23 protein-coding genes and 2 pseudogenes are annotated in these 26244 nt (G+C 41.1%); 20 read left to right on the top strand and 5 right to left on the bottom strand.

Translation table 11 applies throughout. The features are described 5' to 3' along the window. The first annotated feature begins 805 nt into the window (after window positions 1–805). Complete coding sequence (locus tag COP04_RS17755) at window positions 806–1030, top strand: hypothetical protein (RefSeq protein ID WP_162297124.1); 225 nt, start codon at window positions 806–808, stop codon at window positions 1028–1030. Between the two features lie 34 nt (window positions 1031–1064). On the opposite strand, the gene COP04_RS17750 is transcribed toward COP04_RS17755, so the two are convergent. Continuing rightward, window positions 1065–1511 carry a hypothetical protein gene (locus tag COP04_RS17750; protein WP_157800369.1) on the bottom strand — a complete coding sequence of 149 codons (447 nt, stop codon included), beginning with the start codon at window positions 1509–1511 and terminating at the stop codon, window positions 1065–1067. Between the two features lie 187 nt (window positions 1512–1698). On the opposite strand from COP04_RS17750, the gene COP04_RS17745 reads away from it, so the two are divergent. Both COP04_RS17745 and COP04_RS17740 read left to right on the top strand, forming a co-directional pair. Continuing rightward, window positions 1699–2775 carry a nucleotidyltransferase family protein gene (locus COP04_RS17745; protein ID WP_239984929.1) on the top strand — a complete coding sequence of 359 codons (1077 nt, stop codon included), beginning with the start codon at window positions 1699–1701 and terminating at the stop codon, window positions 2773–2775. 26 nt (window positions 2776–2801) lie between these two features. Beyond that, window positions 2802–3695, top strand: coding sequence for an S-4TM family putative pore-forming effector (locus COP04_RS17740; RefSeq protein ID WP_100489239.1), 894 nt, complete (start codon window positions 2802–2804; stop codon window positions 3693–3695). Between the two features lie 165 nt (window positions 3696–3860). Here the strand turns inward: COP04_RS17740 and COP04_RS17735 are convergent, their stop codons facing one another. From COP04_RS17735 to COP04_RS17720, 4 genes are read right to left on the bottom strand one after another with little or no spacing between them, the layout of a single operon-like run. Next, window positions 3861–4391, bottom strand: coding sequence for a hypothetical protein (locus COP04_RS17735; protein ID WP_100489238.1), 531 nt, complete (start codon window positions 4389–4391; stop codon window positions 3861–3863). Next, window positions 4379–6253, bottom strand: a complete 1875-nt coding sequence (locus COP04_RS17730) for a tyrosine-type recombinase/integrase (RefSeq protein ID WP_100489237.1) — start codon at window positions 6251–6253, stop codon at window positions 4379–4381. The genes COP04_RS17735 and COP04_RS17730 overlap by 13 nt, the downstream gene beginning before the upstream one ends. Next, window positions 6250–8412 carry a site-specific integrase gene (locus COP04_RS17725; protein ID WP_100489236.1) on the bottom strand — a complete coding sequence of 721 codons (2163 nt, stop codon included), beginning with the start codon at window positions 8410–8412 and terminating at the stop codon, window positions 6250–6252. The genes COP04_RS17730 and COP04_RS17725 overlap by 4 nt, the downstream gene beginning before the upstream one ends. A 13-nt stretch (window positions 8413–8425) precedes the next feature. After that, window positions 8426–9760, bottom strand: coding sequence for a tyrosine-type recombinase/integrase (locus COP04_RS17720; RefSeq protein ID WP_100489235.1), 1335 nt, complete (start codon window positions 9758–9760; stop codon window positions 8426–8428). A gap of 236 nt (window positions 9761–9996) precedes the next feature. On the opposite strand from COP04_RS17720, the pseudogene ligA reads away from it, so the two are divergent. From ligA to COP04_RS17640, 17 genes and pseudogenes are all read left to right on the top strand, one after another. After that, a pseudogene (gene ligA, locus COP04_RS17715) lies at window positions 9997–11589 on the top strand (NAD-dependent DNA ligase LigA); the annotation flags it as partial. A 13-nt stretch (window positions 11590–11602) separates the two neighbouring features. Further along, window positions 11603–12808, top strand: a complete 1206-nt coding sequence (locus COP04_RS17710) for a CamS family sex pheromone protein (RefSeq protein WP_100489234.1) — start codon at window positions 11603–11605, stop codon at window positions 12806–12808. Window positions 12809–12950: 142 nt separating this feature from the next. Continuing rightward, window positions 12951–13430, top strand: coding sequence for an Lrp/AsnC family transcriptional regulator (locus tag COP04_RS17705; protein ID WP_338062869.1), 480 nt, complete (start codon window positions 12951–12953; stop codon window positions 13428–13430). Window position 13431: 1 nt separating this feature from the next. Continuing rightward, the gene (locus tag COP04_RS17700; RefSeq protein ID WP_100489232.1) at window positions 13432–14052 is read left to right on the top strand and encodes a LysE family translocator; all 621 of its coding nucleotides are present in this window, start codon (window positions 13432–13434) and stop codon (window positions 14050–14052) included. Window positions 14053–14491: 439 nt separating this feature from the next. Then, window positions 14492–14788: an Asp-tRNA(Asn)/Glu-tRNA(Gln) amidotransferase subunit GatC gene (gatC, locus tag COP04_RS17695; RefSeq protein ID WP_100489231.1), complete on the top strand. Its 297-nt coding sequence runs from the start codon at window positions 14492–14494 to the stop codon at window positions 14786–14788. Between the two features lie 26 nt (window positions 14789–14814). Next, a complete protein-coding gene (gene gatA / locus COP04_RS17690) occupies window positions 14815–16275 on the top strand; it encodes an Asp-tRNA(Asn)/Glu-tRNA(Gln) amidotransferase subunit GatA (protein WP_100489230.1) in 1461 nt (486 codons plus the stop codon). Continuing rightward, window positions 16275–17711 (top strand): Asp-tRNA(Asn)/Glu-tRNA(Gln) amidotransferase subunit GatB, encoded by a 1437-nt coding sequence (gene gatB / locus COP04_RS17685; RefSeq protein WP_100489229.1) that lies wholly within the window; start codon window positions 16275–16277, stop codon window positions 17709–17711. Before gatA ends, gatB begins: the two co-directional genes overlap by 1 nt. 586 nt (window positions 17712–18297) lie before the next feature. Beyond that, complete coding sequence (locus COP04_RS17680; protein ID WP_100489228.1) at window positions 18298–19236, top strand: diacylglycerol kinase; 939 nt, start codon at window positions 18298–18300, stop codon at window positions 19234–19236. A 180-nt stretch (window positions 19237–19416) separates the two neighbouring features. Beyond that, entirely contained in the window at window positions 19417–20793 is a 1377-nt protein-coding gene (gene rlmD / locus COP04_RS17675; protein ID WP_100489227.1) for a 23S rRNA (uracil(1939)-C(5))-methyltransferase RlmD, read from the top strand. A 142-nt stretch (window positions 20794–20935) separates the two neighbouring features. Further along, window positions 20936–21088: a hypothetical protein gene (locus COP04_RS19795; RefSeq protein ID WP_157800368.1), complete on the top strand. Its 153-nt coding sequence runs from the start codon at window positions 20936–20938 to the stop codon at window positions 21086–21088. A 5-nt stretch (window positions 21089–21093) separates the two neighbouring features. Next, a pseudogene (locus COP04_RS17670) lies at window positions 21094–21403 on the top strand (YdcP family protein). A gap of 12 nt (window positions 21404–21415) precedes the next feature. Continuing rightward, window positions 21416–21778, top strand: a complete 363-nt coding sequence (locus COP04_RS17665; RefSeq protein ID WP_100489226.1) for a YdcP family protein — start codon at window positions 21416–21418, stop codon at window positions 21776–21778. A gap of 30 nt (window positions 21779–21808) precedes the next feature. Then, window positions 21809–23209 (top strand): FtsK/SpoIIIE domain-containing protein, encoded by a 1401-nt coding sequence (locus tag COP04_RS17660; protein WP_100489225.1) that lies wholly within the window; start codon window positions 21809–21811, stop codon window positions 23207–23209. A gap of 190 nt (window positions 23210–23399) precedes the next feature. Further along, window positions 23400–24602 (top strand): MobT family relaxase, encoded by a 1203-nt coding sequence (mobT, locus tag COP04_RS17655; protein WP_100489224.1) that lies wholly within the window; start codon window positions 23400–23402, stop codon window positions 24600–24602. A 64-nt stretch (window positions 24603–24666) separates the two neighbouring features. Continuing rightward, complete coding sequence (locus COP04_RS17650; RefSeq protein WP_010023708.1) at window positions 24667–24888, top strand: hypothetical protein; 222 nt, start codon at window positions 24667–24669, stop codon at window positions 24886–24888. Between the two features lie 149 nt (window positions 24889–25037). Then, the gene (locus tag COP04_RS17645; protein WP_100489223.1) at window positions 25038–25601 is read left to right on the top strand and encodes a hypothetical protein; all 564 of its coding nucleotides are present in this window, start codon (window positions 25038–25040) and stop codon (window positions 25599–25601) included. A gap of 72 nt (window positions 25602–25673) precedes the next feature. Further along, window positions 25674–26174, top strand: coding sequence for an antirestriction protein ArdA (locus COP04_RS17640; protein ID WP_100489222.1), 501 nt, complete (start codon window positions 25674–25676; stop codon window positions 26172–26174). Window positions 26175–26244: the final 70 nt, after the last annotated feature.

Raw genomic sequence — 26244 nt, 5'->3', positions numbered from 1 at the left:
GATGCTGTCAGATAATGCCTCAAATGCACGGAAGAATTATACCGTGGTGATTGGCGGACATAAGTTGTCCTTCGTCAAAGGCGATACTTTTTTCTACGTTGGCATTAATTAATCAAATTAAGCAAAAAGCTATCTCAGAAATGAGGTAGCTTTTTTTATGGTAAGAAAACGAATTATTTAATTAGACGAACTCAATCAGAGGGCTCTTAATTAGTTCCCAATTTATTGCAGTCCCGTGGTATATAGGTATAGTTAATCTATCATAGTAATCAGCACTATCTATTATTCTTGACAATCTTGGCATGAACTAACAGTCACTCTCATAATTTCTTAATATAATTATATCATAAATCAAAGAGCTTTTGTTTCGCTGGTTAACCTCGTTAAATTAATTATAGGGAGATTTTCCCATGAGTGTAAAACTGAAGGATGGCGTTGAATTCCTTGAATTTAGTGAACTTTGGCGAAATGGAGGAAAATCTTCGCAGGCAAGATGCAGAAGTTGAAAAATCAATTGCAATCGTTAAAGAAACGCTTCAAAAAATGGATGCTCAACCTTAGTTTAGATATCAAAGAAAGCATAAAGCCCCTTGGCGTATTGACCGTGAATTTGAATGATGTGTCTATTAGATTTATAACAAAGAAGGATCTCCATGTGGAGATCTTTTTTTTGTTATGCAAAATTGAAAATGTCATTGTTTGATTTCTGATCAAAAAGGAATAACCAGATAATGATGCTTATACGATATTGATGAGAAAGAAAGAATGCCTAATAAAATTTGATACTGAGGTAGGTGAAAAAAGTTTGGACTATATAACATTTACAGAATGGGTGAAAGCCTACGGGGAACTTGACCCGGAAACGATCAAACAATGGGAAAATCCTAACAGCTCTCTTAGCGAAAAAGATAAAGAAAAACATTGGGATCTATTACAAAAATATACTGATTTTTGGTATAAGAACGAACTGGATCTCTCTAAACCGTATCCCCCTTCACAGGATCCCATTCTTGAACGAAGGGTTTTCTGATTATTATCAGAGAATATAAACTAACCGGATTAAATTACTCTATGATGAATCTTTTTTGCCTATTTATGTCTTTGACAAATACTGGTGTAATTCTATTTTTCTCACAAAATTTGATTTGTAACGGATCAAGGATTCCTTTTGCTTTCTCACCTTGTTTCTCACTCATCGGTACCCTCATAACATGATTAAAGTAAATATTTTCACTCACTTTTCCTTTTATGCTAGATGCTTGCTTTTGAAAATTATTGATTCTAGACAATCCACTTTCGGGTGATAGATAGTTAATTGTAAAATTTTGATTGGCGTTTTCAACCGAATGAATTGCTTCACGTAACTTCGTATAGAAATCGGTAAATTTAAAATCAGCCCCGACTAATCCTTTTGCATATGGATAGAGATCTCCCATATAACCATTAATGTATTTGTGCCCATCTTTAACGACAAAAAGGTAATTCTTTATAAAAACTTCACCATATTTCATTTCTTGTAGCTCGCGATAGAATTTCAAATTCTTCATCAAATTTCAACTTTATCAGCTCCATAGCAGAGTTAAAAGAATAAACATTTACCTTATTTTATCATAATTCAGGAATTTCTAAATGCTATGATTAGTGGGGGAGTCCCTTCTAGACATTTTCACGTCGTTCAATAAAAGCATGGGACATGGATTGAAAGTTAACCAAAAACTAAAATTTCCATACTTTCCAATTTGTTCTGGAGTTGAAGCTATTGAAGAACTATACTATCTAAAAAAGGGAGATGGAATTTTGGTAACGGTGAACAGTGCATTTAATGACTTCATAAGAGATTATGTTGACTTGGATGGCAAGATCACAACGTCCGGACGAAATAGCCGGGATTGGTTGTATGATCAGTTGAAAACATTCCCTGACAAAGTTGAGAATTTTCCCATACTCTATAAAGATAAGGAAGTTATGAGTTTTGGATCTTTTAGGAGAAGAACCAAAATTCGCCCACTAGATGATATTGATTTAATGCTTGTTTTTTCAGGGGATGGAACTACCTACTTTGAGAATAATGGAACGATAACACTAAACGTTCCAGATAGTGCGGAATTGTTAAAAAAATTAACTAATGATGATGGGGTATTAAATTCGATTAGAGTAATTGAAAAAATTAAAAGTAGTTTGTCAATCATTCCACAATACCAAAAAGCTGAGATTCATAGACGTCAGGAAGCAGCAACGCTAGACCTATCCTCATACGATTGGGTTTTTGATATTGTTCCAGCCTTTATAACGACTAGGGATGGTAATAATAAGGACTACTATATTATTCCCGATGGGGCTGGAAACTGGAAAAAAACTGATCCCCGATTAGATAATGATAGGGCCACTAATATAAACCAAAGATTCAATGGAAATATATTAGGATTTATTAGGTTGATAAAGTATTGGAACACAAACTGTTCCATAAAAATTTCGTCTTATTTAATAGAAAATATTGTCATTGATTATTTTGAAAACAGGTTTTGGTGGAATGGGAGAACTCAGGAACTTCGAGATTTCTTTAACGATTTAAGTACATCAATTTTCAATAGCCATCTTGATCCAAAAGGAATACAGGGAGATCTAAATACTTTGGACTGGGATTCTCGGCAAAAAGTGAGTAGTCAAGCTAACGAATGTGTCCAAAATATAAATAATGCTATATATTATGAGAATCAGGGATATAGCAATGAAGCATTAGAATGTTGGAGAAATGTTTTCGGGAGTAACTTCTAAACAAGTAAGGATAGGAAGTGCACTTATTGTTTGAGAATCAAAATAGCGAAGGAAATATAGAACTTTTGAAAGCAATGAGATATTGCTATAACAAAGCAAAAATGTTCAGTACAGCACGGTTAAGTGTTAGTGTGATTATCCCAATTATGTCCATTGCATGTTATTTAGTGTATCAAAGTAGTAAGTTCATTTATTTATCAAATTCTGGTCTATGGTTTTCTGCAGTTGGGTCTATATGGGTGTTACTGGCTTATGGATTAGATGTTTATGAAAAAAAATATATTTTAAAAGGCACAAAAATACAAGAAATGTTCGATATCAGTTTATTTAAACTGCAATGGAACAAAGTTCTAGCGGGTTCCCAAATACCGCCTGAAGAGATTAAAGAATATTCTTCGTCCTTCAAGGGTAATAGTAATAAATTAAAAGATTGGTATGGTGGGGTATCTTCAAATCACTTCTATGCAAATGTACTCTTGGCTCAACGAAGCAACTTAATGTGGGCAATATCTTTAAAACGAAACTTTTCAAAATTGGTGTATGCTGCCTCCATCATTTATTTAATTTGTTCGGTGCTTTTAGGCATTTTTACACAGATGATCCTACAAGACTATATTTTGAAGGTGCTATTACCTTCCATTTCTGTGTTGCTTTACGGATTCAAAACGACTAACGAATTAAATGATCAGTGTAAAAAAATAGACACATTGGGTGCTGGTATTATTGAACTATTTTATGATAATAAGCTTGATCTAATTAACAAACATACTTGTAGAAAATATCAAGATGCTATCTTTATTTTTAATCGACTTCAAGCAATATTGATCCCTGATTGGTTATATTGGCTGAGACAGAAAAAGGATGATGAAAAAATGATTCGCGTAAATCAAGACTTAAGTATAAAGTCTAATTTATTCTAAAACTTTCCAGATCATAAAAAACCATAAGTCAAAAACACCGTATGGGTCAGATGAGAGGTATTGAGGAAAATATAGAAGGTATCCCAAGCTTGAGCCATGAGATACTTTTTGTCATCCAATTTAGGGAGGTTTTTGTGGTGGCTATATACAAAAACAGAATGTGTGTCATTGTTTGTTATTAAAAGGGAGTACTTCCGCTTTTTTTTCAAGTGTTTGGATATTATCTGCTTTCTGCTTTAAGTTATTATAACGAATTTGTATTTCGTCTTTTTCTTGCTTGATTAATTTTATTTCATTCTCCAACAAAGTGATTTTCCTTCGCATTAATTCAAGATTAACATCTCTGACGACCATAGCTCTTATTTGCTTTTCCAGGTGCAAAATTTTATCTCGAAGTTGATCATTCTTTTTTAACGGATCAGACTCGTCGTATTGGTCTATTCTAAATTCAATGTATTTTTTTAACAATTCATTATTATAAATGGTTTGTCTAGCTATTTTCGATTTTACAGCTATATTATTAATAGATGGTCTATTGCTTTTAATTACATTGTTATTTTCCGTCTGAATCAGGAATAGTTCATTAAAAACTTTCTCTATTTTTGCTAGATGATCCCAATTTTTAGGCTCAACTAATTTGGGATCTACATTCATTTGTTCTAAGAATATACGAATTGATTGATTTAAATCAGCCATGACTTGACCTCCGAATAAACATGATCATAATTATCTACAAAAAATGATGTTTGAGGGAACTTTTTCTTTATGGTTACTTCGCCCTTATGATTAATTTCAGCGTTTAATTCCTCTAACTCCGGAATTAAAAATTTCTTTGCAATCCATTTTAGTTTCTCCGTCTCTTTTTCTGCAGCCTTTATAAATCCTTTCTCATGATTGTATTTGATAGTCTGTATCAAAGTTTTATATTTCTCGTAATTAATGTCAACCATGAAGAAGGAATGAAACAGGTTGGGGCACATACCAAAAGCACAATAGAAGTTATCTGTTTCATCATTTTTATTGCATTCACGAATAGGACCGCTCTTTATGCATATACCACCGTTTTTCGCTCTAATGGGTATTTCTTTCGTCAACTTGGTAATGATTTCTTCTAAATTGGTGGCAACGTTTAGTTTTGATTTTTTTATAAAATCATTAATGCGTAAAAGCAATAAATCCTTGCTTTGTCCAAGTATTTGAGTTTCACCCGTTACGAGCATCTTCATTACAGACTCTGCGAAAATTCTATCCTGATTGCCCTCATGTTCTTGTCTAAAGTAGCTGTATGTAATTTCTTTTCTTAAGTGGTTCATGTGTCTCTGGATATAATAAATTGAAACCCCTTGGCTGACTAATTCATTGCATAATTTAACCCTAAATTGATGTGGACGGGGCACGCTAATGGTATCGGTAGGTTTATAATGTTGTAAATAGATCCTTGAACACAGTCCACGATTCATGTAGGTTTTCATGGCACAATGATACAATGTAGGATACTTTTCCCTTACATTAATACAGCCAATTTCTTGCCCATGAATGACACAAAGCCTCTTTAACATAGTAAATAAAACATTTTCTGTAACAGGCAATGTTCTTGCCTTAAGGGGAACGAAAAGGAGGTCAGTGCCAATCTCCGCCCTTCTTTTTGCGTATAATTTTTCTAACACTGTATAAGCTTTACAAGCTAACTCAGTCATAACAGTGTATACTTCTTTATAATTCCCGTTACCGCGAACACCTTTTGAAGTATGGTATCTCAAATGATAGGCTGTTTTTGTTCCGTCTAATATTTGGATGCTTTCTAAACTGTTGGCTGGGATATCCCTTATTTCACCATTTCTCAAACCGGTTTGAGAAAGAAGGATAGTCATTGCTGCTATGCCCCTGTCGTTCACAGCAGCCTTTTTATTATTCATAACATTGACTAAGCAAGATAGCAGGCGATCAAAATAATCATTAGGGATTGTATCCCATTTATTATTTTTCCGTTGTGCCTTTAGAGCATGACTGTCTGCTTTGGAAAGGAACGCATTAATTTCTTTCCAGTCCAATCGCCCGTAATTAGACGAATAAAAAACGTAAAAATCTTGTATTGCTACTTTATATCTTTGAATGGTATTTGGTGCTAACATATTAATAGTTTCGAAAAAATCAATGATCGTCGATAAGCTTAAGTATTCTAGATTATAAATCTCCTTGGAAACTAAATAATTAATAAAACGTTTGATATTGGAAAAAAATACGTAGATTGTTTGGATTTTATCCTTATCAACCCACATTTTGGTTAATACATAAAATTTTGTTTTTTCTTTAAAATTTGTATCAACATCCGTAAAAATAAATGTTGATTTCCGTTTTGGAACACTTTCAAGAGCTGCCGAGTGGAAGTCCCATATTTCATCGGTAAAATATATATCGCTGGATACAACTGGTAATTTGTTTATACGTTTGATATGCTCAAAAACATTGTTCGAAGTTATCCCATGTAGAACCATATCATCGTATTCATGACTAAAATGCCAGCCGATGTTATGAATATTTTGCACTTGGTTATTCATAAACAGTCCTCCTTAAGTTCTAACAATTTTTCAAAATAAGCCAAATAAAGACGTTTTATTGTTACCAGTCGTTCTTTTTCTGCAGACAGATTGGTTAATTTAATTTCATTGTTAATTCTGTCTATTTTTTCTTGATAAAAAGGAATTCTATCAACGGTGGCAATAAAACCTGAGCACATTAAGCAATCTAAAGTTCCGTCTTTTTTTATGCAGGACGTATGAGAACAATATCCGCATTGGTCGTTGACTAAATCTTTTTGTTGATAGTGAGTATTCAGCTGAATTTTTCCATTAATTGTTGGGTTACCTATGACCACCATATGGGTTGCTTCGAGATAATCTTTAATTTTTTCAGCAACATAATGATTTGTAGTTGTGCTAATTTGTTTGTGACCAGTCAAAACTCGGACTTCCAAATCGGATAATTTATTTTTTATTGCGTACTCTATAGACTTGGTCATATAGGTGTCTCGTAGATTTTGTGAAGAGTATTCAGGAATATTCAATTTATGACACGTTCGCTTTAAGTAATCCGAAAATGAACGGACGACAGCTACCCGAACATTTAAGGCGTTTTTGTTATGAATAAAAATGTGTTGCTTTACAGAACGATCCGTACATTCATCCCTAACAGGCTGTGTGAATTTGATGGCCAATTCTATGTATCTTCGAGTATAAGCGATGATTGGTATTTTTAGTTTTTTTCCTCTAGATACTTTTGTGTTTGAAATTAAATAATAATCATTTTTTACACCGTTTACTAAGCAATCAATCTTGAGATTAATAATTTGTGAAATTCGGAATTCCGTAGCTAAAGCAATGTGAAAAATGATGTAATAGATAGTGTTAAGATAATTTCCATTTGCATTGGCTTTAATTCTTGCTTCCAATTGAATAAGCTCTTTATCGGGAATATCTTTGGCCATATTATTTGCAGTATTTGGAGAAGCAACTAAATATTTGAACACACTTGGATCAACATGGTGTAAGTTGTTTTCGGAAATGTATGTAAGAAAGGTTCGGATAAAATAGATATAGATTATATTTCGTCTGGTTGATCGAATGAATTGAACATAGGAGAATATTTCTTCGACGCTCAAATTATCAACATCTTTTTGAGAAAATGCTACCTCCTTAATATTATGTTTATTACGGAGATTCCAAATGAAATTAATGAATTTTAAACCTATATTTGCCTGATCAATTCTTGTAGATAAAGAAACAGTAGAATTCCAGAACCAATTTTTCAGACAAATTTTTAATTTTTGATCGGCTGCAATGGAGAAGTCGATAGGTTTATATGAAAAACTATTAATTTTAGTGGAAATTTCTTCGGCTCCATTTGGAATTATCAACCATTTATCAAATATTGGAATGGGATCCAGTGGATTTAGGGGAATAGGCAAATAACCTTTGTCATAATTTATATTAAAGGAAGGAGATTTTAACATGTTTCGATCAATGCCATCCTGCCACTTCAAAATGTCTTTTCCATCTTCTAAACTTAACAGCCATAGATAAAACTTTTTTAACAATATATGACTGTAATTTGAATTATCCAATTTCTTAAAGAAATAGAATTGTTGTTTAAAAGTGTTGGCACTAAAACTCTTTACGTCGGCAATTAGAGTATTACCTAAACTCTGTTGAAAACATGTATAAAAAGGGTATCTATCTCGACTACCTGTTATGTTTTTTTCTGCAAAATTTTTCAATAAATTAGATAGAAATAAATTGGAGGAATCGTTTTTGAAACATGCAACTCGTGCCTTCGTACCTGTGTTCTTCTTTATAACAATTAGATTAAAGGGCTGAAGGTGATTTTTGAAGAGCCAAGGCAATTCATTACTTAAGTTAATGGTACTTTTATAAGTACTAATTATTGTCGAATAATTTCCAGAGTAGCAATCATGTTTGATTAGCTCGTTAATTAATTTACAAACACCTTCAGCTTTCTTTATAACAGTGCCCTTATTAAATAACTCTTGAAGAAAGCTCCAATTGACAGAATCTATATTGATATTCTCAGGGAGAAGACTAACTATTTGCAGGGCATCGTCCAGATGAAATTTGTAGAAACTATGGCTTGCTTTATGTACAAATGCCTCGACCGCTTTCTGGATACTTATATCTGAGGAAATGTGTTTAAAGTGTCGCAAAAATATGTCCCCCTTAAATTCTCAACTCCGGAATAATCGTATACATAGAATTAACAAAATCTGTCCTCAGTTGTATGACTTCTTCATCAGTAGGCCGATAGTAATACTTAACTGAATTTATACTACGATGCCGTAAAAGCAGTTGTAAAGTGCGTTCGTCAACATGTTTATATTTAACCATAAACATAGCGAATCCGTGCCTGAATCTGTGACTTAAATTTGTTTCTCTACGTTTTTTATCTATATTTAATCCTGCTTTATGAAATATGCTTCGTAAAATTTTTCCCCAGAGATTCTCACTTAACGGTTTGCCAACATTGTTTATAAATAAGTAGAAATTTTGATTACTACCTTTTTCGATATTATCAGCATAAGTTAACTTTTCATAACGCTCTCTAAATTTGAGGCTGTTATTCGTGTGATACTCATTAACATAATCATTGATTTTTTCTAGTAATGAATCGTTCAAGTATACGACCTGATAACCAATATCTTTTGTTTTATAAGCTCTCGAAGTATATGTTCTCTTGTTTTTAACGTTCATGCATCCTTTTGCCAACTGATCAAAAGAGTCGGTACATCGATTACGTATGTATAAAAAATTACCTTGTTCATTCTCAACGATGTCTTCATTAGTTAACCCCAATACTTCTCCAATACGAAGCCCATTTTCAAACATCAAACGTACAATACATTCTTCTCTTAAAGTGAAATCTTCCCTAATTACTTCAAGTATTTGTTTGAATTCCAAAACATTAATATATCTCGGGGTACTAATCTCGGGTTTGTAATTCGAAATGCTCGTTTCGTATTGATTGATTTTCAGAGGACTATCTGAATCGGCACTATAAATGAGTTTATATTTACTACTCCTTTTTAAGAAGGGGGATTCTTTATACCCCAAATATGTCACAAAATTACGATAAATTGGGATATAGGTTTGTATTGTTGAATGGGCACGTGATGTAACTAGATTTAGCCTATATAAAGTGCCATCTCTTGATACTCCTTGAAGGAAGGATAAAAAGTTATTGATGTCATTCTTGGTAAGAGATCTAAGGTTTAGGTTATAGAGATATAAAAAATAATATAGAAATTTTAACGCATTTAAAGCGGTGTAACGATAATTGGGAGACGCATCTTGAAGTTCAAAATTTATATAATCAAAAATTTCCGGTATGGGATTCATCTCCATATCATAAAGAAAAACATATTCAGTGCCTTCATACAAAACTTTGGCGTTTATTATTTGCACAACTTCTGATAATTCGATTTTTGAGTCACTACTAAGAACGAATTTTTTATAGAAAATACCATTTTGAGTAACATATTCTTTGATTAAAAACATCGTTTAATCACCAACTGTGAAGTATATGATGTTTGAACGATATCATATTTTCCAAAAATGTACAAATGCAATTTTACCTATAATATTCAGCTGCCCATAATAGGGCACTTTAAGAAGGCTGTATATTGAAAAATATATACTAAGGTTGTCTAAGCGAGAAAAGAATAATATTATATAAAAGGAAGTTGATTTTGCAATACGTACACGCTTTTATACAATATTTGTTTTACCCATAAGGTTATACTGGCGAGAACATTACCAACAATCTGCGCACTGTGCGCTCACTTCCGCTGAAGCTTCCGGACGATGAGGATATCGAAGTGCGCGGTGAATGTTATATGCCCAAAAAGTCATTTGAAAAACTGAACGAAGAAAGACGCAAAAATGGAGAGGTGCTTTTTGCCAATCCACGCAACGCGGCAGCAGGTTCGCTTCGCCAGCTTGATCCGAAAATCACAGCTAAGAGGCGGCTGGCCGTTTTTCTTTACAGTGCCGGAAGATTTGACAGAGAGAAAATCACATCGCATTATGGACTGCTGGAATCGATTAAAGCGCTCGGTCTGCCGGTTAACCCGGAATCACGCCGATGCAAAAGCATGCAGGAAGTATTTGACTATATACATGAATATACGGAAAAGCGTGACGCGCTGACCTATGGTATTGATGGTATTGTCGTCAAGGTGGATTCAATGGCGCAGCAGGCGCAGCTCGGCCATACCGTGAAATCACCGCGCTGGATGATTGCCTATAAGTTTCCGGCTGAAGAAGTTGTTTCGACGCTGGAAGCTATTGAAATCAGCGTCGGCCGGACCGGGGCAGTCACGCCAACTGCCGTACTGACTCCTGTATTGGTTGCGGGAACAACGGTCAGAAGAGCTTCACTTCATAACGAAGACTTAATTCGGGAGAAAGATTTGCGCATCGGTGACCGTGTCGTGATCCGTAAAGCGGGAGATATCATCCCGGAAGTGGTCAATGTGCTTGCGGAGCAGCGGACAGGCAGCGAAAAACCATTCTCTATGCCGGAGAACTGTCCTGAATGCGGGAGTGCACTTGTCAGGCTCGAAGAGGAGGTGGCACTCCGCTGCATTAACCCGAAATGCCCGGCGCTGATTCGTGAAGGGCTGATCCATTTTGTATCCCGCAACGCGATGAATATTGACGGTTTGGGTGAAAAAGTGATGACGCAGCTTTTTGAGAAGCAGCTGATCCATGATGTCGCCGATCTCTATAAATTAACCTATGACGATCTGATTGTGATGGACAGGATGGGTGAGAAGTCGGTTTCAAATCTTCTTGAGGCCATAGAACGCTCCAAACAGAACTCTCTGGAAAGGCTTTTGTTCGGCCTCGGTATCCGGTTTATCGGAGCTAAAGCCGGACAAATTCTTGCCCGCGCTTTCAGGACAGTGGACCGGCTTGTTTCTTCCTCGCTTGAAGAGTTGATGGCGGTCGATGAAATCGGGGAAAAAATGGCGGATTCAATCGTTGCTTATTTTGCTAAACCTGAGGTGTTGGCTCTGATCAGTGAATTAAAAATGGCTGGTCTGAATATGAGTTATCTCGGACCCGATCCTGACGAGACCGAAGCCGCAGATTCGCCGTTCAGCGGTAAAACGATTGTATTGACCGGCAAGATGGAGCAAATGACCCGGACTGAAGCAAAGAATGAAATTGAGAAGCGCGGCGGCAAGGTGACTGGCAGTGTCAGCGCCAGTACGGATCTCGTCGTTGCCGGAGAGACCGCCGGATCTAAACTGACAAAGGCACAAAATCTGAACATTGAAATTTGGGACGAAGCGCATTTTATTGAAGCGCTCAAGGATTGAGGAGGGGTCCTGTTTGAAATATAAAAAGACGGGCGCGGCAGTTGCTGTTGTGCTCAGCCTGCAGCTCGTTCTGTCGGGCTGTTGGTTTAATAACAGTTCAGTAAATAAGGTTGTAAATAAAAATACAGGGAAAACAGAAACGGTGCAAATCGTTCCCGGGGAGAGCAACCAGGATTATAAGATGCTCTGGCCGCAGACTAATGATCCAGTCCGCGGCTACATTCAGTATGGAGAGACAAACCTTGTAGACAGTGATCAGCTGGAAGTTGGTCTGATGGATCTGTCGAAGAGTGCCTTCAGCCCGAATCAATACGTTTTTCAGAGTGGCCAGTACCTTAAACCTAGCGATATAAACGGCATCCTTTACCGCCAGGGACAGGAAAAAAGCCAGAGTCAGAGCAGCGGACAGCAGGGCAAGGTCCTGCCCGGGCTCAATCCTCCGCTTGCTAAGGGCTCTAATCCAGTGCAGCAGGCACAGAACAGTCCAAAGTATATGAATTATGTGCTGGAACAGGATTATCTGAAAAAAGCCAAGAACGGAAAATATACGCTGGGTGGTGTATCAATCGCCGTTTCTCTGAATTCTGTCTATACAGACAGCATTACGGACAGCAAGGGCCTTATCAACCCGATTTCTGAACAGCTCAATCCGTCCACAGTCGAGGCGTGGGGTAAAGCACATGCCCAGCAGATTCTGCAGCGGATCCGCAGCGTCAGCGGACTTCAGCAAGTGCCGATCTTTTTCACGCTGTATCTGGCCGCCGCACCGGAAGCTTTGGTTTCCGGGAATTTCTTTGCCAGCACTTATGTCGGCAATGGTTCTTCAACAATCGGCAATTGGACAGCTGTGAATGAAAATCATGTGATTTTTCCGTCAAATACGGCATCTTCACAGTACAAATCGGATTCGGGCAAATTCAACAATTTTAGCAGTGCTGTACAGAAATACTTCCCGGATTATGTTGGCGTCATCGGAAAGGGCTACTATCAGGATCAGACGCTGGAAGATTTAACACTGAATATCAACTTCAATAAATTTGTTGATCAGACAGAGATTATTGGTTTTACAAATTACGTAGCATCAATCGTCAATAACAGCTTCAGCTTTTCAAATCAGGTTCCGGTTCATATTTACATTACAACAGGCGATGTCCAGGATGCACTGATTGAACGCACGCCAAGCATGAACAACGCTTATGTTTCAATTTATCAGCATTAATGGTATTCGATTTTTTTCCTGCAGCGCAAAGCTGTAGTTTTTTTTTGAAAACTTTATTTGACACTTATATATAAAAAATATATGATATAAAATAATTCATATTTAAAGAAAAACAATATAAATGATTTATAAAAGAAGGTGAATAAGACTGGATACCTACGATAATAAGATTTTGACCGTACTCATGGAAAATGCCCGGGTAACATGGTCGGATCTTGCGGCAATGATTGGCCTTTCTTCCCCCGCGACTGCGGATCGTGTACACCGGCTTGAAGAAAGAGGGGTCATCAGAGGATATGAGGCGGCGGTAGATCCCGAATTTGCCGGCTGTTCGTGCACCGCATTTGTCGCAGTAACACTGGAGAGCGCCGAGCAGCGGAACAGTTTTCTAAATCTTGTCGGAAATCTTGCAGAAGTTCAGGAGTGCCATCATATTGCTGGAGATTACGATTATCTGCTGAAAGTGCGCTGCCTGAATACGAAAGATCTTGACCGGGTAATCAGCAGCGAATTAAAAAGACTGACCGGGGTCAGAACGCGGACAACCATTGTAATGAACACACTAAAAGAATCAACGCGCGTTCCATTGAAACCGGATCTTTTTCGAGAGAAGGGGGAATGAAATGGATTTCCCATTCTTTATTAAAGGGCTTGCCGTCGGCCTTGCGATCGCAGCGCCTGTCGGTCCGATCGGCGTGCTTTGTATTCGCCGGACGCTCGCGGAAGGCAGAATGTCCGGCCTGCTCTCCGGGATCGGTGCTGCGACAGCTGACGCTTTTTACGGTTCAATCGCCGGATTTGGACTGACCGCAATCTCCGCATTCTTGACAGGGCAAAGTGCGTGGCTCCGGTTTGCAGGCGGATGCTTCCTATGCTATTTAGGCCTGGTGACACTGCTTTCGAAGCCGGCGGATAAACCGGCTGATTCACGCAGATCCGGCGGCCGGTTTGCTGCGTATGCTTCAACGCTGCTTCTGACAATCACGAATCCGATGACCATTTTATCTTTTGTTAGTATTTTCGCGGGGATTGGTTTATCCGACGGGAACGGCGGTACCCTATCCTCGCTATTACTGGTTGCCGGTGTCTTCTGCGGGTCTGCTTCATGGTGGTTCCTGTTGAGTGTATTAGTCGGAATGCTTCGGGAAAAGATGGACAGGAGAGCGCTGACCTGGATCAACCGTTTATCCGGTCTTGTCATTATCGGTTTTGGAACGGGGGCGCTGTACCCGTTCCTGATATAAATACAAGTTCTTTACTCAGAACGGCACCAAAGCAGCATTTTTCCGTTAAAATAAGCAGCGATTCAGGAAAACATACGAATTTTTAAAATCGAACCGAATCGAATTAAAACCGAATTGAATTAAGAAAATATCGAACCAAATCAAGTTGAAAACGAATCGAAAGTGTAAAAAGTGGCGTTTGCATAAAATTAGTTCTATAAAAATGGCATGGGTAGACGAGTTATGTTTCGCAGTTCGTGTATTAATGTGCTACAGAGTTCTCAGTAAGAACTTTAGTTCAATGCAATGCCTGATCGAAGTTCTAAAATAATTGCGGATTTAGTCAGTTTGGCTGCCGCAAGATTGCACACAACTGGTAGAATTTGATATGATTAAGTCATTGTTGGAGTTTGCGGTGACGAGTGGCAAGCCCCGGAACAATGTAGGTGGAGGTGATTTTATGAGCAGGATTTCTGAGGAACAGGTTAAATATGTTGCTCATCTGGCAAGGCTCTCATTTAATGAAGAAGAAATCAAAAGGTTTACGACACAGCTGGACGAGATCATCGGCTTCGCAGAACAGTTGAACGAGCTCGATACGGAAGGCATTGAACCGACCACGCATGTTCTCGATATGTACAACGTCATGCGCGATGATGTTGTAGAGCCTTCTTTGCCCTGCAAAGAGGCGCTGAAGAACGCGCCTGTTCAGGAAGACGGGCAAGTTAAAGTACCGCTGATTATGGAAGCTGACTGATCGAAACTGAAGGAGGAAGACGGAAGATGCCACTTTTTGAAGAAGGCTTTGTGCGTCTTAAAAAGAAGATACATAGCAAGGAAATTAAGGCATCCGATCTCGTCGATGAAGCGTACTCACGCATCGGCGAAGTGGACGGCAAAGTGAAGGCTTTTCTGACGCTGAACGAAGAGGCGGCAAGGAATGAAGCCCGTGCAATTGATGAAAACGGGACGGCAGATGACGCGGTGCTTCTCGGCATGCCGATCGGAATTAAGGATAATCTCGTGACCAAGGGCCTGAGAACGACCTGCGCGAGCCATATTCTTGAAAACTATGATCCGATTTTTGACGCGACAGTGATTGGGAAAGTCAAAGCTCAGAAGGCCATTACGATCGGCAAGCTGAATATGGATGAGTTCGCTATGGGTTCTTCAACGGAGAACTCGAGTATGGCCATCACGCATAATCCGTGGGATCTGGACCGGGTGCCCGGCGGTTCAAGCGGCGGCTCAGCTGCTTCAGTTGCTGCCGGTGAAGTGCTGTTCGCACTCGGAACGGACACTGGCGGATCAATCCGCCAGCCATCGGCATTCTGCGGTGTTGTTGGCATGAAACCGACTTACGGACGGGTTTCCCGTTTCGGTGTCGTTGCCTTTGCTTCTTCACTGGATCAGGTTGGAACAATCACCCGAACAGTTGAGGACAATGCGTACTTGCTTGAAACCATTTCCGGTTTGGATGCCCATGACTCGACGAGCGCTGATGTTCCGGTACCGCATTATTCGGCAGCACTGAACGGCGACATCAAAGGCCTACGTGTTGCGGTTCCGAAAGAATATCTCGGTGAAGGCATCGATGAATCGGTAAAAGATAAGATCAAGGCGGCGATCCGTCAGCTTGAATCACTTGGCGCGGTCTGTGAAGAAGTGTCGCTGCCGCATTCAAAATATGCGGTGCCGACCTATTATATTCTTGCTTCATCGGAAGCTTCGGCAAACCTCGCTCGTTTTGACGGTGTGCGCTATGGCGTGCGTGCGGAGTCTAACGATCTGATCGAAATGTATAAGAGGTCGAGAAGCGAAGGCTTTGGCGATGAAGTTAAACGCCGGATCATGCTTGGAACATTTGCTTTAAGCTCCGGCTATTACGATGCTTATTATAAAAAGGCGCAGCAGGTGCGTACGCTGATCAAACAGGATTTTGAAAAAGTTCTGGAAAATCATGATATTATCGTCGGACCGACTACGCCGACAACCGCATTCAAAATCGGCGAAAAAATTGATGATCCGCTGACGATGTATGCCAATGATCTTCTGACCATTCCGGTCAATCTGGCAGGCATTCCGGCGATCAGCCTTCCGTGCGGCCTGGCGGACGGCCTTCCGGTCGGCCTGCAGATGATCGGCCGGCCGTTCGGTGAGGAAACACTTTACCGCGCGGCACATGCCTACGAGCAGACAGCCGGATTCAAACTTGCGCCGGCAATCAAAGGGGCGAATGACTAATGAGCAATTTTGAAACGATAATCGGCCTCGAAGTCCATGTTGAACTGAAAACAAAAACGAAAGCATTCTGCGGCTGTGCCAATGAATTCGGCGCGCCGCCGAATACCCATACTTGCCCGATCTGTCTTGGACATCCTGGCGTTCTGCCGATTCTGAACCGGCAGGCCGTAGACTATGCGGTTAAAGCGGCGCTTGCACTGAACTGCGACATTTCACGGGAAACAAAATTTGACCGCAAGAACTACTTTTACCCGGACAACCCAAAAGCTTATCAGATTTCGCAGTTCGATCAGCCGATCGGCAGGAATGGCTATATTGAAATCGAAGTTGACGGTGAAAAGAAAAGAATCGGCGTGCACCGGCTGCACCTTGAGGAGGACGCAGGCAAGCTGAATCATCTCGAAGACGGTTCAGGATCGTTGGTCGATTTTAATCGTGTTGGCACGCCGCTGATTGAAATTGTGTCCGAAGCGGATATGCGGACACCTCAGGAGGCCTATGCTTATCTTGATAAGCTGAAAGCGATCATGCAGTACATCGGTGTTTCCGACGTTAAGATGGAAGAAGGTTCGCTGCGCTGCGATGCCAATATTTCGATCCGCCCATACGGACAGAATGAATTCGGTACTAAGACCGAATTGAAGAACCTGAACTCCTTCACTTTTGTTGAAAAAGGGCTTGCTTTTGAAGAGAGGCGTCAGGAGAAAATCCTCCTTTCCGGCGGAGTGGTAGAACAGGAAACACGGCGCTATAATGATGCAACAAAGACAACGACGCTGATGCGTGGTAAGGAAGGATCGGACGATTATCGTTACTTCCCGGAACCGGATATCATCAAGCTGAAAATCGATCAGGATTGGATTGACCGAATTCATAATGAGATTCCGGAACTTCCGGATGCGCGCCAGAAACGTTACGTCGAAGCGCTTGGTCTGACCGAGTATGATGCGATGGTTCTGACTCAGGCGAAAACGATGTCCGACTTCTTTGAAAGTGCGATCAGCGGTGGTGCCGATGCAAAACTCGTCGCCAACTGGCTGATGGGTGATGTGTCCGCCTACCTGAACAGCAACTATAAAACCATTGACGAGGTGCCGCTGACACCGCAGGCGCTCGCCAAACTCGTTCAGCTGATCGAAGAAGGAACGATATCCAGCAAGATTGCCAAGAAAGTTTTCAAAACGCTGATTGAAAAAGGCGGCGATCCGGAAGATATCGTCAAAGCGAAGGGTCTTGTCCAGATCTCGGATGAGGGAGCCCTCCATGCACTGATGGATCCGATCCTCGAAGCCAATAAACAATCCATGATTGATTACAAAAACGGCAAAGACCGTGCGCTTGGCTTCCTAGTCGGCCAGGTGATGAAAGAGTCCCACGGCAAAGCCAACCCGAATATGGTCAATAAGATCATCCTTGAGGAAATTGAAAAACTGTAATATTTAATGTGAAGCAGAAAGCCGGGCTGAGATGCCCGGCTTTTTCGCTTAATCCATGTTTCAGTGCGGGAGACAAATTATGTGCAAAAAGATGTGAAAAACAGAATACATATCAAAAATATTGACCGCGTGAACCTCCAATCCTGATCCAATAGAGACTATCAATAAATTCGGGAACATTATCAACTAAAATTCGCGATCTGTCGATAAAAAGTGGCGAGCGATCAACAAGATCTGTGTTCTTATCAACGAAAATGGGGGGGGTTCAATAAAATAAGAATTTCACTAGAGGTGGATCGGTGAACATGATCAACCGAGTTGAGCAGAATATCGGCCAAGACTATTTTCCGGTGGATCTGATGGAACAACAAGATTCTGGCTGGTTCGTACTCCGGAGCAACTCCTCCATAACTTAAATCATCCGGAACATAGTGGATTCAATCAGTGCTCGGCCTCCGCTCTTTTTGCTTTTAAAAAATATTTACAATATAATAAAACAAGACATGAGGGACATCGTGATATTTACTATAGCGCTTCCACAGAATGGGGGCGGACCTGGATATAGAGATTGATTGGGTGGTCAATTATGAAAAAAGCACGGATCATATATAACCCGACATCTGGAAGAGAATTAGCGAAGAGAAATATTGCTTATATTCTTGACCGACTGGAAGACGCAGGATATGAGGCCTCCGCTTACGCAACAAAAAGCAAGGGTGATGCCACAAAGGGCGCGAGAAAAGCTGTCAGGCGCAAATTCGATCTGGTCATCGCCGCGGGCGGTGACGGAACAATTAATGAAGTGATCAACGGTCTGGCAGAAAAAGAGTTTCGTCCGAAGCTTGGCGTGCTCCCGCTTGGAACAACAAACGATTTTGCACGGGCCGTTAATATTCCCCGTGATATCGTCAAAGCGTGCGATGTACTCTGCGCCGGTTACGACATGCCGATCGACATCGGAAAAGTCAACGACCATTATTTTATTAATATTGCCGGCGCAGGAAAATTGACTGAACTGACCTATGATGTGCCCAGCAAGCTGAAAACCATACTTGGGCAGATGGCCTATTTTATTAAGGGCATTGAAATGCTCCCATCACTGCGGCCGACAAACGTGACTATTCACTATGACGATCGGACATTTTCCGGCGATATTATGTTATTCCTCGTATCCAATACAAATTCCGTCGGTGGTTTTGAGAGACTCGCACCTGATGCCTGTCTGAATGACGGTATGTTTGATCTCGTTATTTTAAAGGCAACTAATCTGGCAGATTTTATCCGCCTGGCATCTCTTGCCGCACGCGGTGAACATATGAAAGATCCAAAAGTAATCTACGCGCAGGCCAGCCGGGTCAGAATTGAGACGGATGAGAAAATGCAGCTGAATATTGACGGTGAATACGGTGGCGATCTGCCTGGCGAGATCGTCAATCTCTATCAACATTTGCATCTCATGGTGCCGAAAGAAGTTGCAGAGGCCCAGTCTGCAAAATTCGAAAAGAGTGAACCTTCACCGGAATGATAAATCTTCAACCGTTCAGGTGTGCCCAATACAAGTGAAGGGGTACGCTTTTTTATTATAAAATCTGAATCGGCTGCTAAATTGCCAATACTGAAATGACCGATAAGGCATGGGAAGACTGAGAAACTGCGGTAGATTCCTATATTTTATCAACATTATCGATTTAAGGGAGCGCTCATCATGCCTGAACCAATACCTGTAGAAAAAAATGATCAGATTGACGTTACTTTTTCCGACCTGACTCAGGATGGGTCCGGAGTCACAAAAGTGGATGGCTACACTTTGTTTGTTCCCGGCGCGCTCCCGGGTGAAAAAGGCACCATTCAAGTCCTTAAAACTAAAAAGGGTTATGGATACGGACGATTAATCCAGCTGACTCAGCAGAGTGAGGAACGTGCCAATCCGCCCTGCCCGATTTATGACCAGTGCGGCGGCTGCGCCATTCAGCATCTCAGTGCGCAAGGTCAGCTCGATCATAAGCAAGAAGTGGTCAAAGACGCGCTGGAGCGCATCGGTGGATTCTCCAATGTAGAGATTAACACCACACTTGGAATGGATGAACCATGGAATTACCGCAATAAAATACAGGTGCCCGTTGCCTGGCAGGATGGCCGGTTCGCCTTTGGTTTCTATAAAAAACACAGCCACGAAATCGTAAACATGGATCACTGCATCATTACAGATCCGGTGATTGACGACATTGTACAGACCGTGCGCCGAATTGCTGAAGAAAAAGGTATCGCGCCCTATGACGAATCAAAAAACCGCGGCATTCTTCGCCATGTGATGGCAAGGGTTGGCAAGAAAACCGGTGAAGTGATGGTTGTGCTGATCACGAGAACCGAAGATCTACCGTTCCGGAAAAATTTTATCAAAGAACTGACCGAAAAACACCCGGAAATTAAGTCCATCGTCCAGAACATCAATCCGAAACGGACTAACGCCATTCTGGGCGAAAAAACAAAAACACTGTGGGGGCGCGATGTCATCTATGATCAAATTGGTGATGTGGCCTTTGCGATCTCTGCCCGGTCTTTTTTCCAAGTCAACCCGGTGCAAACGGAAGTGCTCTACGGGAAAGCACTAGACTATGCCGGGCTGACCGGTGAAGAAACGGTCATCGATGCCTACTGCGGCATCGGCACAATCTCGCTTTTTCTGGCAAAACGAGCTAAGAAGGTTTACGGTGTTGAAATTGTCCCCGAGGCCATTGAAGATGCCCGCAAAAACGCAGAACTGAATCACATTACCAATGCTTATTTCGAAGCAGGAAAAGCTGAAGATGTGATTCCAAATTGGCGAAATCAGGGCATCGAACCGGATGTTATTGTCGTTGATCCCCCACGCAAAGGCTGCGAGGCATCTCTGATCAAGACGATGATCACGATGCGGCCGAAACGGATTGTCTATGTTTCCTGTAATCCGGCGACACTTGCGCGGGACCTGAAACTACTTGTCCCTAGTGGATATGAGATAAAAAAAGTTCAGCCGGTTGATATGTTTCCGCAGACAATGCACATCGAGACTGTTGTGGGACTACAACGAATGGATATGTAGAAATCCTTGATTTCAAGCACTTTTTCAAGCATTTCGTCTTCACGGAAGAGGGCGATAATATGCGGAATAAAGTGATAAAAAATCATATCAAGGTTTCGGTGGTTGTTCCTCTGGAGTGTGGGGATACAAGAGAATAGGTTTTATGAAGAGAATACTGATTGAAAACAGTATTCGTCTTCATGTTCAGACGTTCAGAAATGAGCGTCTATTTTTATGCGTAAATCAGGAAGGTATTCTTCATCAGGCAGAACAAGGAATCAATAGTAGAAAAATGGTGAACAAAGAAAAGAGGTAAAACATATGGAACTGAAACACATTATCCCAAACGTGGAAAAGACATTTGGAAACCTCGAATATGCTGGAGAAGGCAATGTGGAACAGCGCAGAGTAAATGGTCGGACGATGATCCTTTCCCGCAGCTACAATTTGTATTCCGACATCCAGCGAGCAGACGATATCGTTTTGGTGTTGCCACCGCGGTGAAAAACATTTTGAAGTTGAAGACAAAGTGAAACTGATCAATCCTCGTATTACTGCGGAAGGCTATAAAATTGGTGCTCGTGGTTTTACAAATTATATTCTGTACGCAGATGATCTGGTGAAATCATAAGGAGGGAAAAAAATGAGATTAGCTGAAGGCATTGTGATTGAAAAGGACAAGACATTTGGCGCACTGAAGTTCTCCGCACTCCGCCGTGAAGTGCGCGTGAATAATGAGGATGGCACAATCAGTGACGAAATCAAGGAACGTACCTATGACTTAAAATCCCGTGGACAAGGACAGATGATACAGGTCAGTATTCCGGCCGCCATCCCGTTAAAAGAGTATGACTATAATGCCGAAGTCGAACTGGTCAACCCAGTGGCAAATACGGTGGCAACTGCGACGTTCCGAGGTGCCGATGTGGATTGGTATATCAAAGCTGATGACATTGTACTGAAAAAGAAACAAGCGACTCCCCAACCACAAGCGAAAGGAAAATAATACGTTTATGTTTTCCGGAAAGGATCACCAATGAACCACTTTGTCTATAAAGGAAAACGGATTCGAGTGAGCGATCAACATCTTGTCTTTCGTTTTGCTGCAACCTCACTCACTCTCGTTTTTCTGTTCGTTGTTCTGGCTTTTCATGGGAAGCAGCTCATGTCTTTGGATTGGCAGAAGTTCCAGCTTTTTCGTGATGGCCATTTGCAGCTGTCGATCACACCCTATCTTATCTTTAGTGTCCTTGCAGCCGTAGGAGTGAGCGTGCTTGTTGCCCTCCTTTATGGTCACTTTCGACGGGATCGCGTGAAACAGCTTATTCATCGTCAAAAGCTGGCAAAAATGATCTTAGAGAATAAATGGTATGAATTCGAACAGGTCCAGCATGACGGATTTTTTAATGATTGGTCGTCTGGGAAGCCAAAAGAGAAAATCACCCACTTTCCAAAGATGTATTACCGACTGAAAGACGGGCTGATTCATATCCATGTTGAAATCACATTAGGGAAATATCAAGATCAGCTCTTGCATTTAGAGAAGAAACTGGAAAGCGGCTTGTACTGTGAGCTGGTGGACAAAGAGCTTAAGGATGCCTATGTGAAATATACGCTGTTCTACGATATGATTGCCAACCGGATTACGATTCGTGAGGTCAACGTAGAGCGCGGCAAGCTCAAACTCATGAAAAACGTCTGGTGGGACTACGATCAGCTTCCCCACATGCTGATCGCTGGCGGAACGGGTGGCGGGAAAACCTACTTTATCTTCTCACTTATTGAAGCCTTAGCGCGCACCGACGCCAAGCTTTACGTCCTCGACCCGAAGAATGCGGATCTTGCCGATCTTTCCGAAGTGATGCCGAACGTATACCACCGGAAAGAGGACATGATCACGTGTCTGAACCAATTTTATGAAGGGATGATCGCACGCAGCGAAGCCATGAAACAGATGAATGGCTACAAAACGGGAGAAAACTATGCGTATCTGGGTCTGCCGCCCCACTTTCTCTTCTTTGACGAATACGTAGCGTTCATGGAGATGATTGGGAAAGAAAGCACGAAGGTTTTAAGTAAACTCAAGCAGATCGTCATGCTTGGACGGCAGGCCGGATATTTCCTGATCCTTGCCTGCCAACGCCCGGATGCCAAGTTTTTAGGCGATGGGATTCGCGATCAGTTTAATTTCCGTGTGGCGTTGGGTCGGATGTCGGAAATGGGCTATAACATGATGTTCGGCGAGGTTGAAAAAGATTTTTTCCTCAAACCAATCAAAGGGCGAGGCTATGTGGATACAGGCAGAAGTGTCATTTCAGAGTTTTATACTCCTTTAGTGCCCAAAGGACATGATTTTATTGATGAAATCGGAAAACTGCTCAGAAGCAGGTTGGACGGACCGGCGGCGTGCGAAGCGAAAGCCGAAGGGACGGACTAGTCTGCTGCTGGCGTGGCGTTAGCCACGCCAGAGGTTTAGCCCCCCGTATCTAACAGGGGGGCACAAATACAATAAAAAACCGTTTCAAAATCCAGGGAACCCTCGATTTGATCGAAGGTTCCGGCGTTTTTAGAGGATGTCAACTACCGCTTGTTTAGTTGACATCCTCTTTTTGATTGGAGGGTGATCATTGAGTGAATTTGATACTTGGGTTCAGCGATTGAAAGAAAAGCGATTGTCCTATGGCCTTTCGCAAAATCGTCTGGCCGTCGTCGCCGGTATGACCCGGCAGTACTTGAACGACATTGAAAATGGCCGAGCTTCCCCGTCGACTGACATCAAAACGTCTCTGCTGAAAGCACTGGAACGACTCAACCCTGATGCACCGCTTGAGATGCTGTTTGACTACGTGCGGATACGGTTCCCCACCACGGACGTCCAGCATGTCATCGAAGATATGCTGCTTCTGAAAATGGAATACATGCTCCATGAAGACTACGGCTTCTATTCCTACACGGAACATTATGCTTTAGGAGACATTTTCGTGATGGCCTCTCCCGACGAACAAAAAGGCGTACTGCTAGAACTCAAAGGTCGAGGGTGTCGCCAGTTCGAAGGCTTTCTTTTAGCGCAACACCGAAGTTGGTTTGATTTTTTTATGACCGTGATCAGCGAGGGTGGCGTATTCAAACGGTTAGACTTAGCGATCAATGACAAGGCAGGCATCCTGGATATTCCGCAGCTGACGGAGAAATGCCGAAACGAAGAATGCATTTCTGTGTTTCGCAGCTTTAAAAGTTACCGTAGCGGCGAGCTGATCCGCCGAGAGGAAAAGGAAGCCATGGGGCACACGCTCTATATCGGTTCTCTAAAAAGTGAAATCTATTTCTGCCTTTATGAAAAGGACTACGAGCAGTATGTGAAGAGTGATATTCCGATTGAGGAAGCCGAGGTCAAAAACCGATTTGAAATCCGGCTGAAAAACGAACGTGCCGATCACGCCATCCTTGACCTGATGGCTTACCACGATGCAGAGCGTACGGCTTTTTCCATCATCAACCGTTACCTGCGTTTTGTAGACAAAGTGGAAAATAAACGACGCAGCACATGGAAAATGAATAAAAACTGGGCTTGGTTTATTGGAAAGAACCGGGAAAAATTGAAATTAACCACGCAACCGGAACCGTATTCTTTTGATCGAACCTTAGGCTGGTTACAGCGACAAGTAGCCCCAACATTAAAAGTGGCGCTTTGGCTGGACCAGATTAAAGACACGACCGTCATTGATGACATGATCCGGCATGCAAAGCTCACGAAACGCCACGAAAAAATAGTCCAACAGCAGGCCGATGCGGCAGAACAGATGATCACCAATCATCATCGGCAAATTTGATTTTTAAACGATGCATCAATGAATTTTTAATCACAAATTGGATGATGAAAAGGAGAAATCGCTCATGAATTTTGGACGGAATTTATATACGTGGTTTTTAAATAATGCCCAGTCTCTCGTCTTGATGGCGATTGTCGTCATCGGACTTTACCTTGGTTTTAAACGAGAGTTTTCCAAACTTATCGGTTTTCTCGTCATTGCGCTGATTGCCGTGGGTTTAGTTTTCAATGCGGCTGGGGTTAAAGATGTCCTTTTGAATCTGTTTAACCGAGTGGTGGGTGCGTAAGCTGAACACCTGTTCTTTTGGGTTGTATAAACGCTTTCTTATGCAGCCCAAAAAACAGGGACGCCAAACGAAGTGCGGCAGGAGATGCGCTCTTATTTTAAGCCTAATGTTACTATATAAAATATAGGGCTTATAAATGGGAGGCCATCATGGATAATGAAGAGGTAATCAAGCAAATCAAAGAAATTACAGAACGTGAATTGAGCGCTTGGAAAAAAGCAAGAGGATATGCACCAGATGAAGTGTCGGATAAGATTGAACACATAATGATGGATTGGATTATTAGTTTGACGGAGTGTTTAGATATCTGGGGTAAGAAAGCTGCCGATTTAACTGATGGAGAATTGATTCTTGCTAGAACAAATTTAGGAGCACTGGTTGAAGATTGGTTAAAATTGTTCCTTGTTATTCATTTGGAAGATTATAATAATAATCCCATTTTAGACTGCAAGGGAAAATTCATTAAACCAGAAAAATTGTCATTTGAAAAACTGAGAATATATTTTAAGAGTCATATCTTGAACTTATCTCCTGGACAAAAATTTATTAATTGGATTGAAAGTATACAACATCGGAGAAATGCCATTCATGCTTTCAACTATAAAGACATAGGAACAGTTTATGATTTGGAAAATGACTTTGTAATCTATCGTGACTTTATCCGGTATTTGATAGATGTAATGCCGGGTAATCCAAATGAATTTGACTGGTAATCATGGCGCAGTAGACAAAAAATCTACTGCTTTTTTTGTACACATTTTTTGGAAAAAAGAAGGGATCAATCCATGGAAATGAAAGTCTATATCGCCAATTTGGGTAAATACAACGAGGGCGAATTAGTTGGTGCGTGGTTCACCCCACCTATAGATATGGAGGATGTCAAGGAACGTATCGGGCTCAATAACGAGTATAAAGAATATGCCATTCACGACTTCGAATTACCTTTTGACATTGACGAGTACACACTCATTGAGGAAATCAATCGTTTGTGTGCACTGGCGGAGGAATTGGAAGGCACGCCGATTGAGGAAGAAATGAGGGAAATCCAGAACGCTTTTTTCGGCAGCTTTGAAGAAATGGTGGAACATAAAGATGACATCATCTGTTATCCGGACTGTGACGATATGGAAGACGTGGCCCGTTATCTTCTGGAAGAATCCGGCACGCTCGGCGAAGTTCCTTCCCATTTACAAAACTATATTGACTATGAGGCCTATGGGCGTGATTTGGAGTTAGAAGGAAATTTTCTCGTCACTTCCCACGGTGTTTTTGAATACGCCAGTTGACTAAAAAGTTTCTTGGGTATGCAGTCTGTACTTTCTTTGTATGGGCTGCTTTTTTTATGAAATTTTTTAA

This window comes from Sporolactobacillus pectinivorans (assembly GCF_002802965.1).
Taxonomy (GTDB): Bacteria; Bacillota; Bacilli; order Bacillales; family Sporolactobacillaceae; genus Sporolactobacillus; species Sporolactobacillus pectinivorans.
Note: the sequence above shows the minus strand (reverse complement) of the source record. Positions and strands in the feature narration are given on the sequence as shown.

Coding starts and splice junctions, on each gene's coding strand:
- COP04_RS17750 (WP_157800369.1), bottom strand. CDS start 1,511: ATGAAATATGGTGAAGTTTTTATAAAGAATTACCTTTTTGTCGTTAAA.
- COP04_RS17735 (WP_100489238.1), bottom strand. CDS start 4,391: ATGGCTGATTTAAATCAATCAATTCGTATATTCTTAGAACAAATGAAT.
- COP04_RS17730 (WP_100489237.1), bottom strand. CDS start 6,253: ATGAATAACCAAGTGCAAAATATTCATAACATCGGCTGGCATTTTAGT.
- COP04_RS17720 (WP_100489235.1), bottom strand. CDS start 9,760: ATGTTTTTAATCAAAGAATATGTTACTCAAAATGGTATTTTCTATAAA.
- COP04_RS17700 (WP_100489232.1), top strand. CDS start 13,432: ATGGATTTCCCATTCTTTATTAAAGGGCTTGCCGTCGGCCTTGCGATC.
- gatC (WP_100489231.1), top strand. CDS start 14,492: ATGAGCAGGATTTCTGAGGAACAGGTTAAATATGTTGCTCATCTGGCA.
- gatA (WP_100489230.1), top strand. CDS start 14,815: ATGCCACTTTTTGAAGAAGGCTTTGTGCGTCTTAAAAAGAAGATACAT.
- gatB (WP_100489229.1), top strand. CDS start 16,275: ATGAGCAATTTTGAAACGATAATCGGCCTCGAAGTCCATGTTGAACTG.
- COP04_RS17680 (WP_100489228.1), top strand. CDS start 18,298: ATGAAAAAAGCACGGATCATATATAACCCGACATCTGGAAGAGAATTA.
- rlmD (WP_100489227.1), top strand. CDS start 19,417: ATGCCTGAACCAATACCTGTAGAAAAAAATGATCAGATTGACGTTACT.
- COP04_RS19795 (WP_157800368.1), top strand. CDS start 20,936: ATGAAGAGAATACTGATTGAAAACAGTATTCGTCTTCATGTTCAGACG.
- COP04_RS17665 (WP_100489226.1), top strand. CDS start 21,416: ATGAGATTAGCTGAAGGCATTGTGATTGAAAAGGACAAGACATTTGGC.
- COP04_RS17660 (WP_100489225.1), top strand. CDS start 21,809: ATGAACCACTTTGTCTATAAAGGAAAACGGATTCGAGTGAGCGATCAA.
- COP04_RS17650 (WP_010023708.1), top strand. CDS start 24,667: ATGAATTTTGGACGGAATTTATATACGTGGTTTTTAAATAATGCCCAG.
- COP04_RS17645 (WP_100489223.1), top strand. CDS start 25,038: ATGGATAATGAAGAGGTAATCAAGCAAATCAAAGAAATTACAGAACGT.
- COP04_RS17640 (WP_100489222.1), top strand. CDS start 25,674: ATGGAAATGAAAGTCTATATCGCCAATTTGGGTAAATACAACGAGGGC.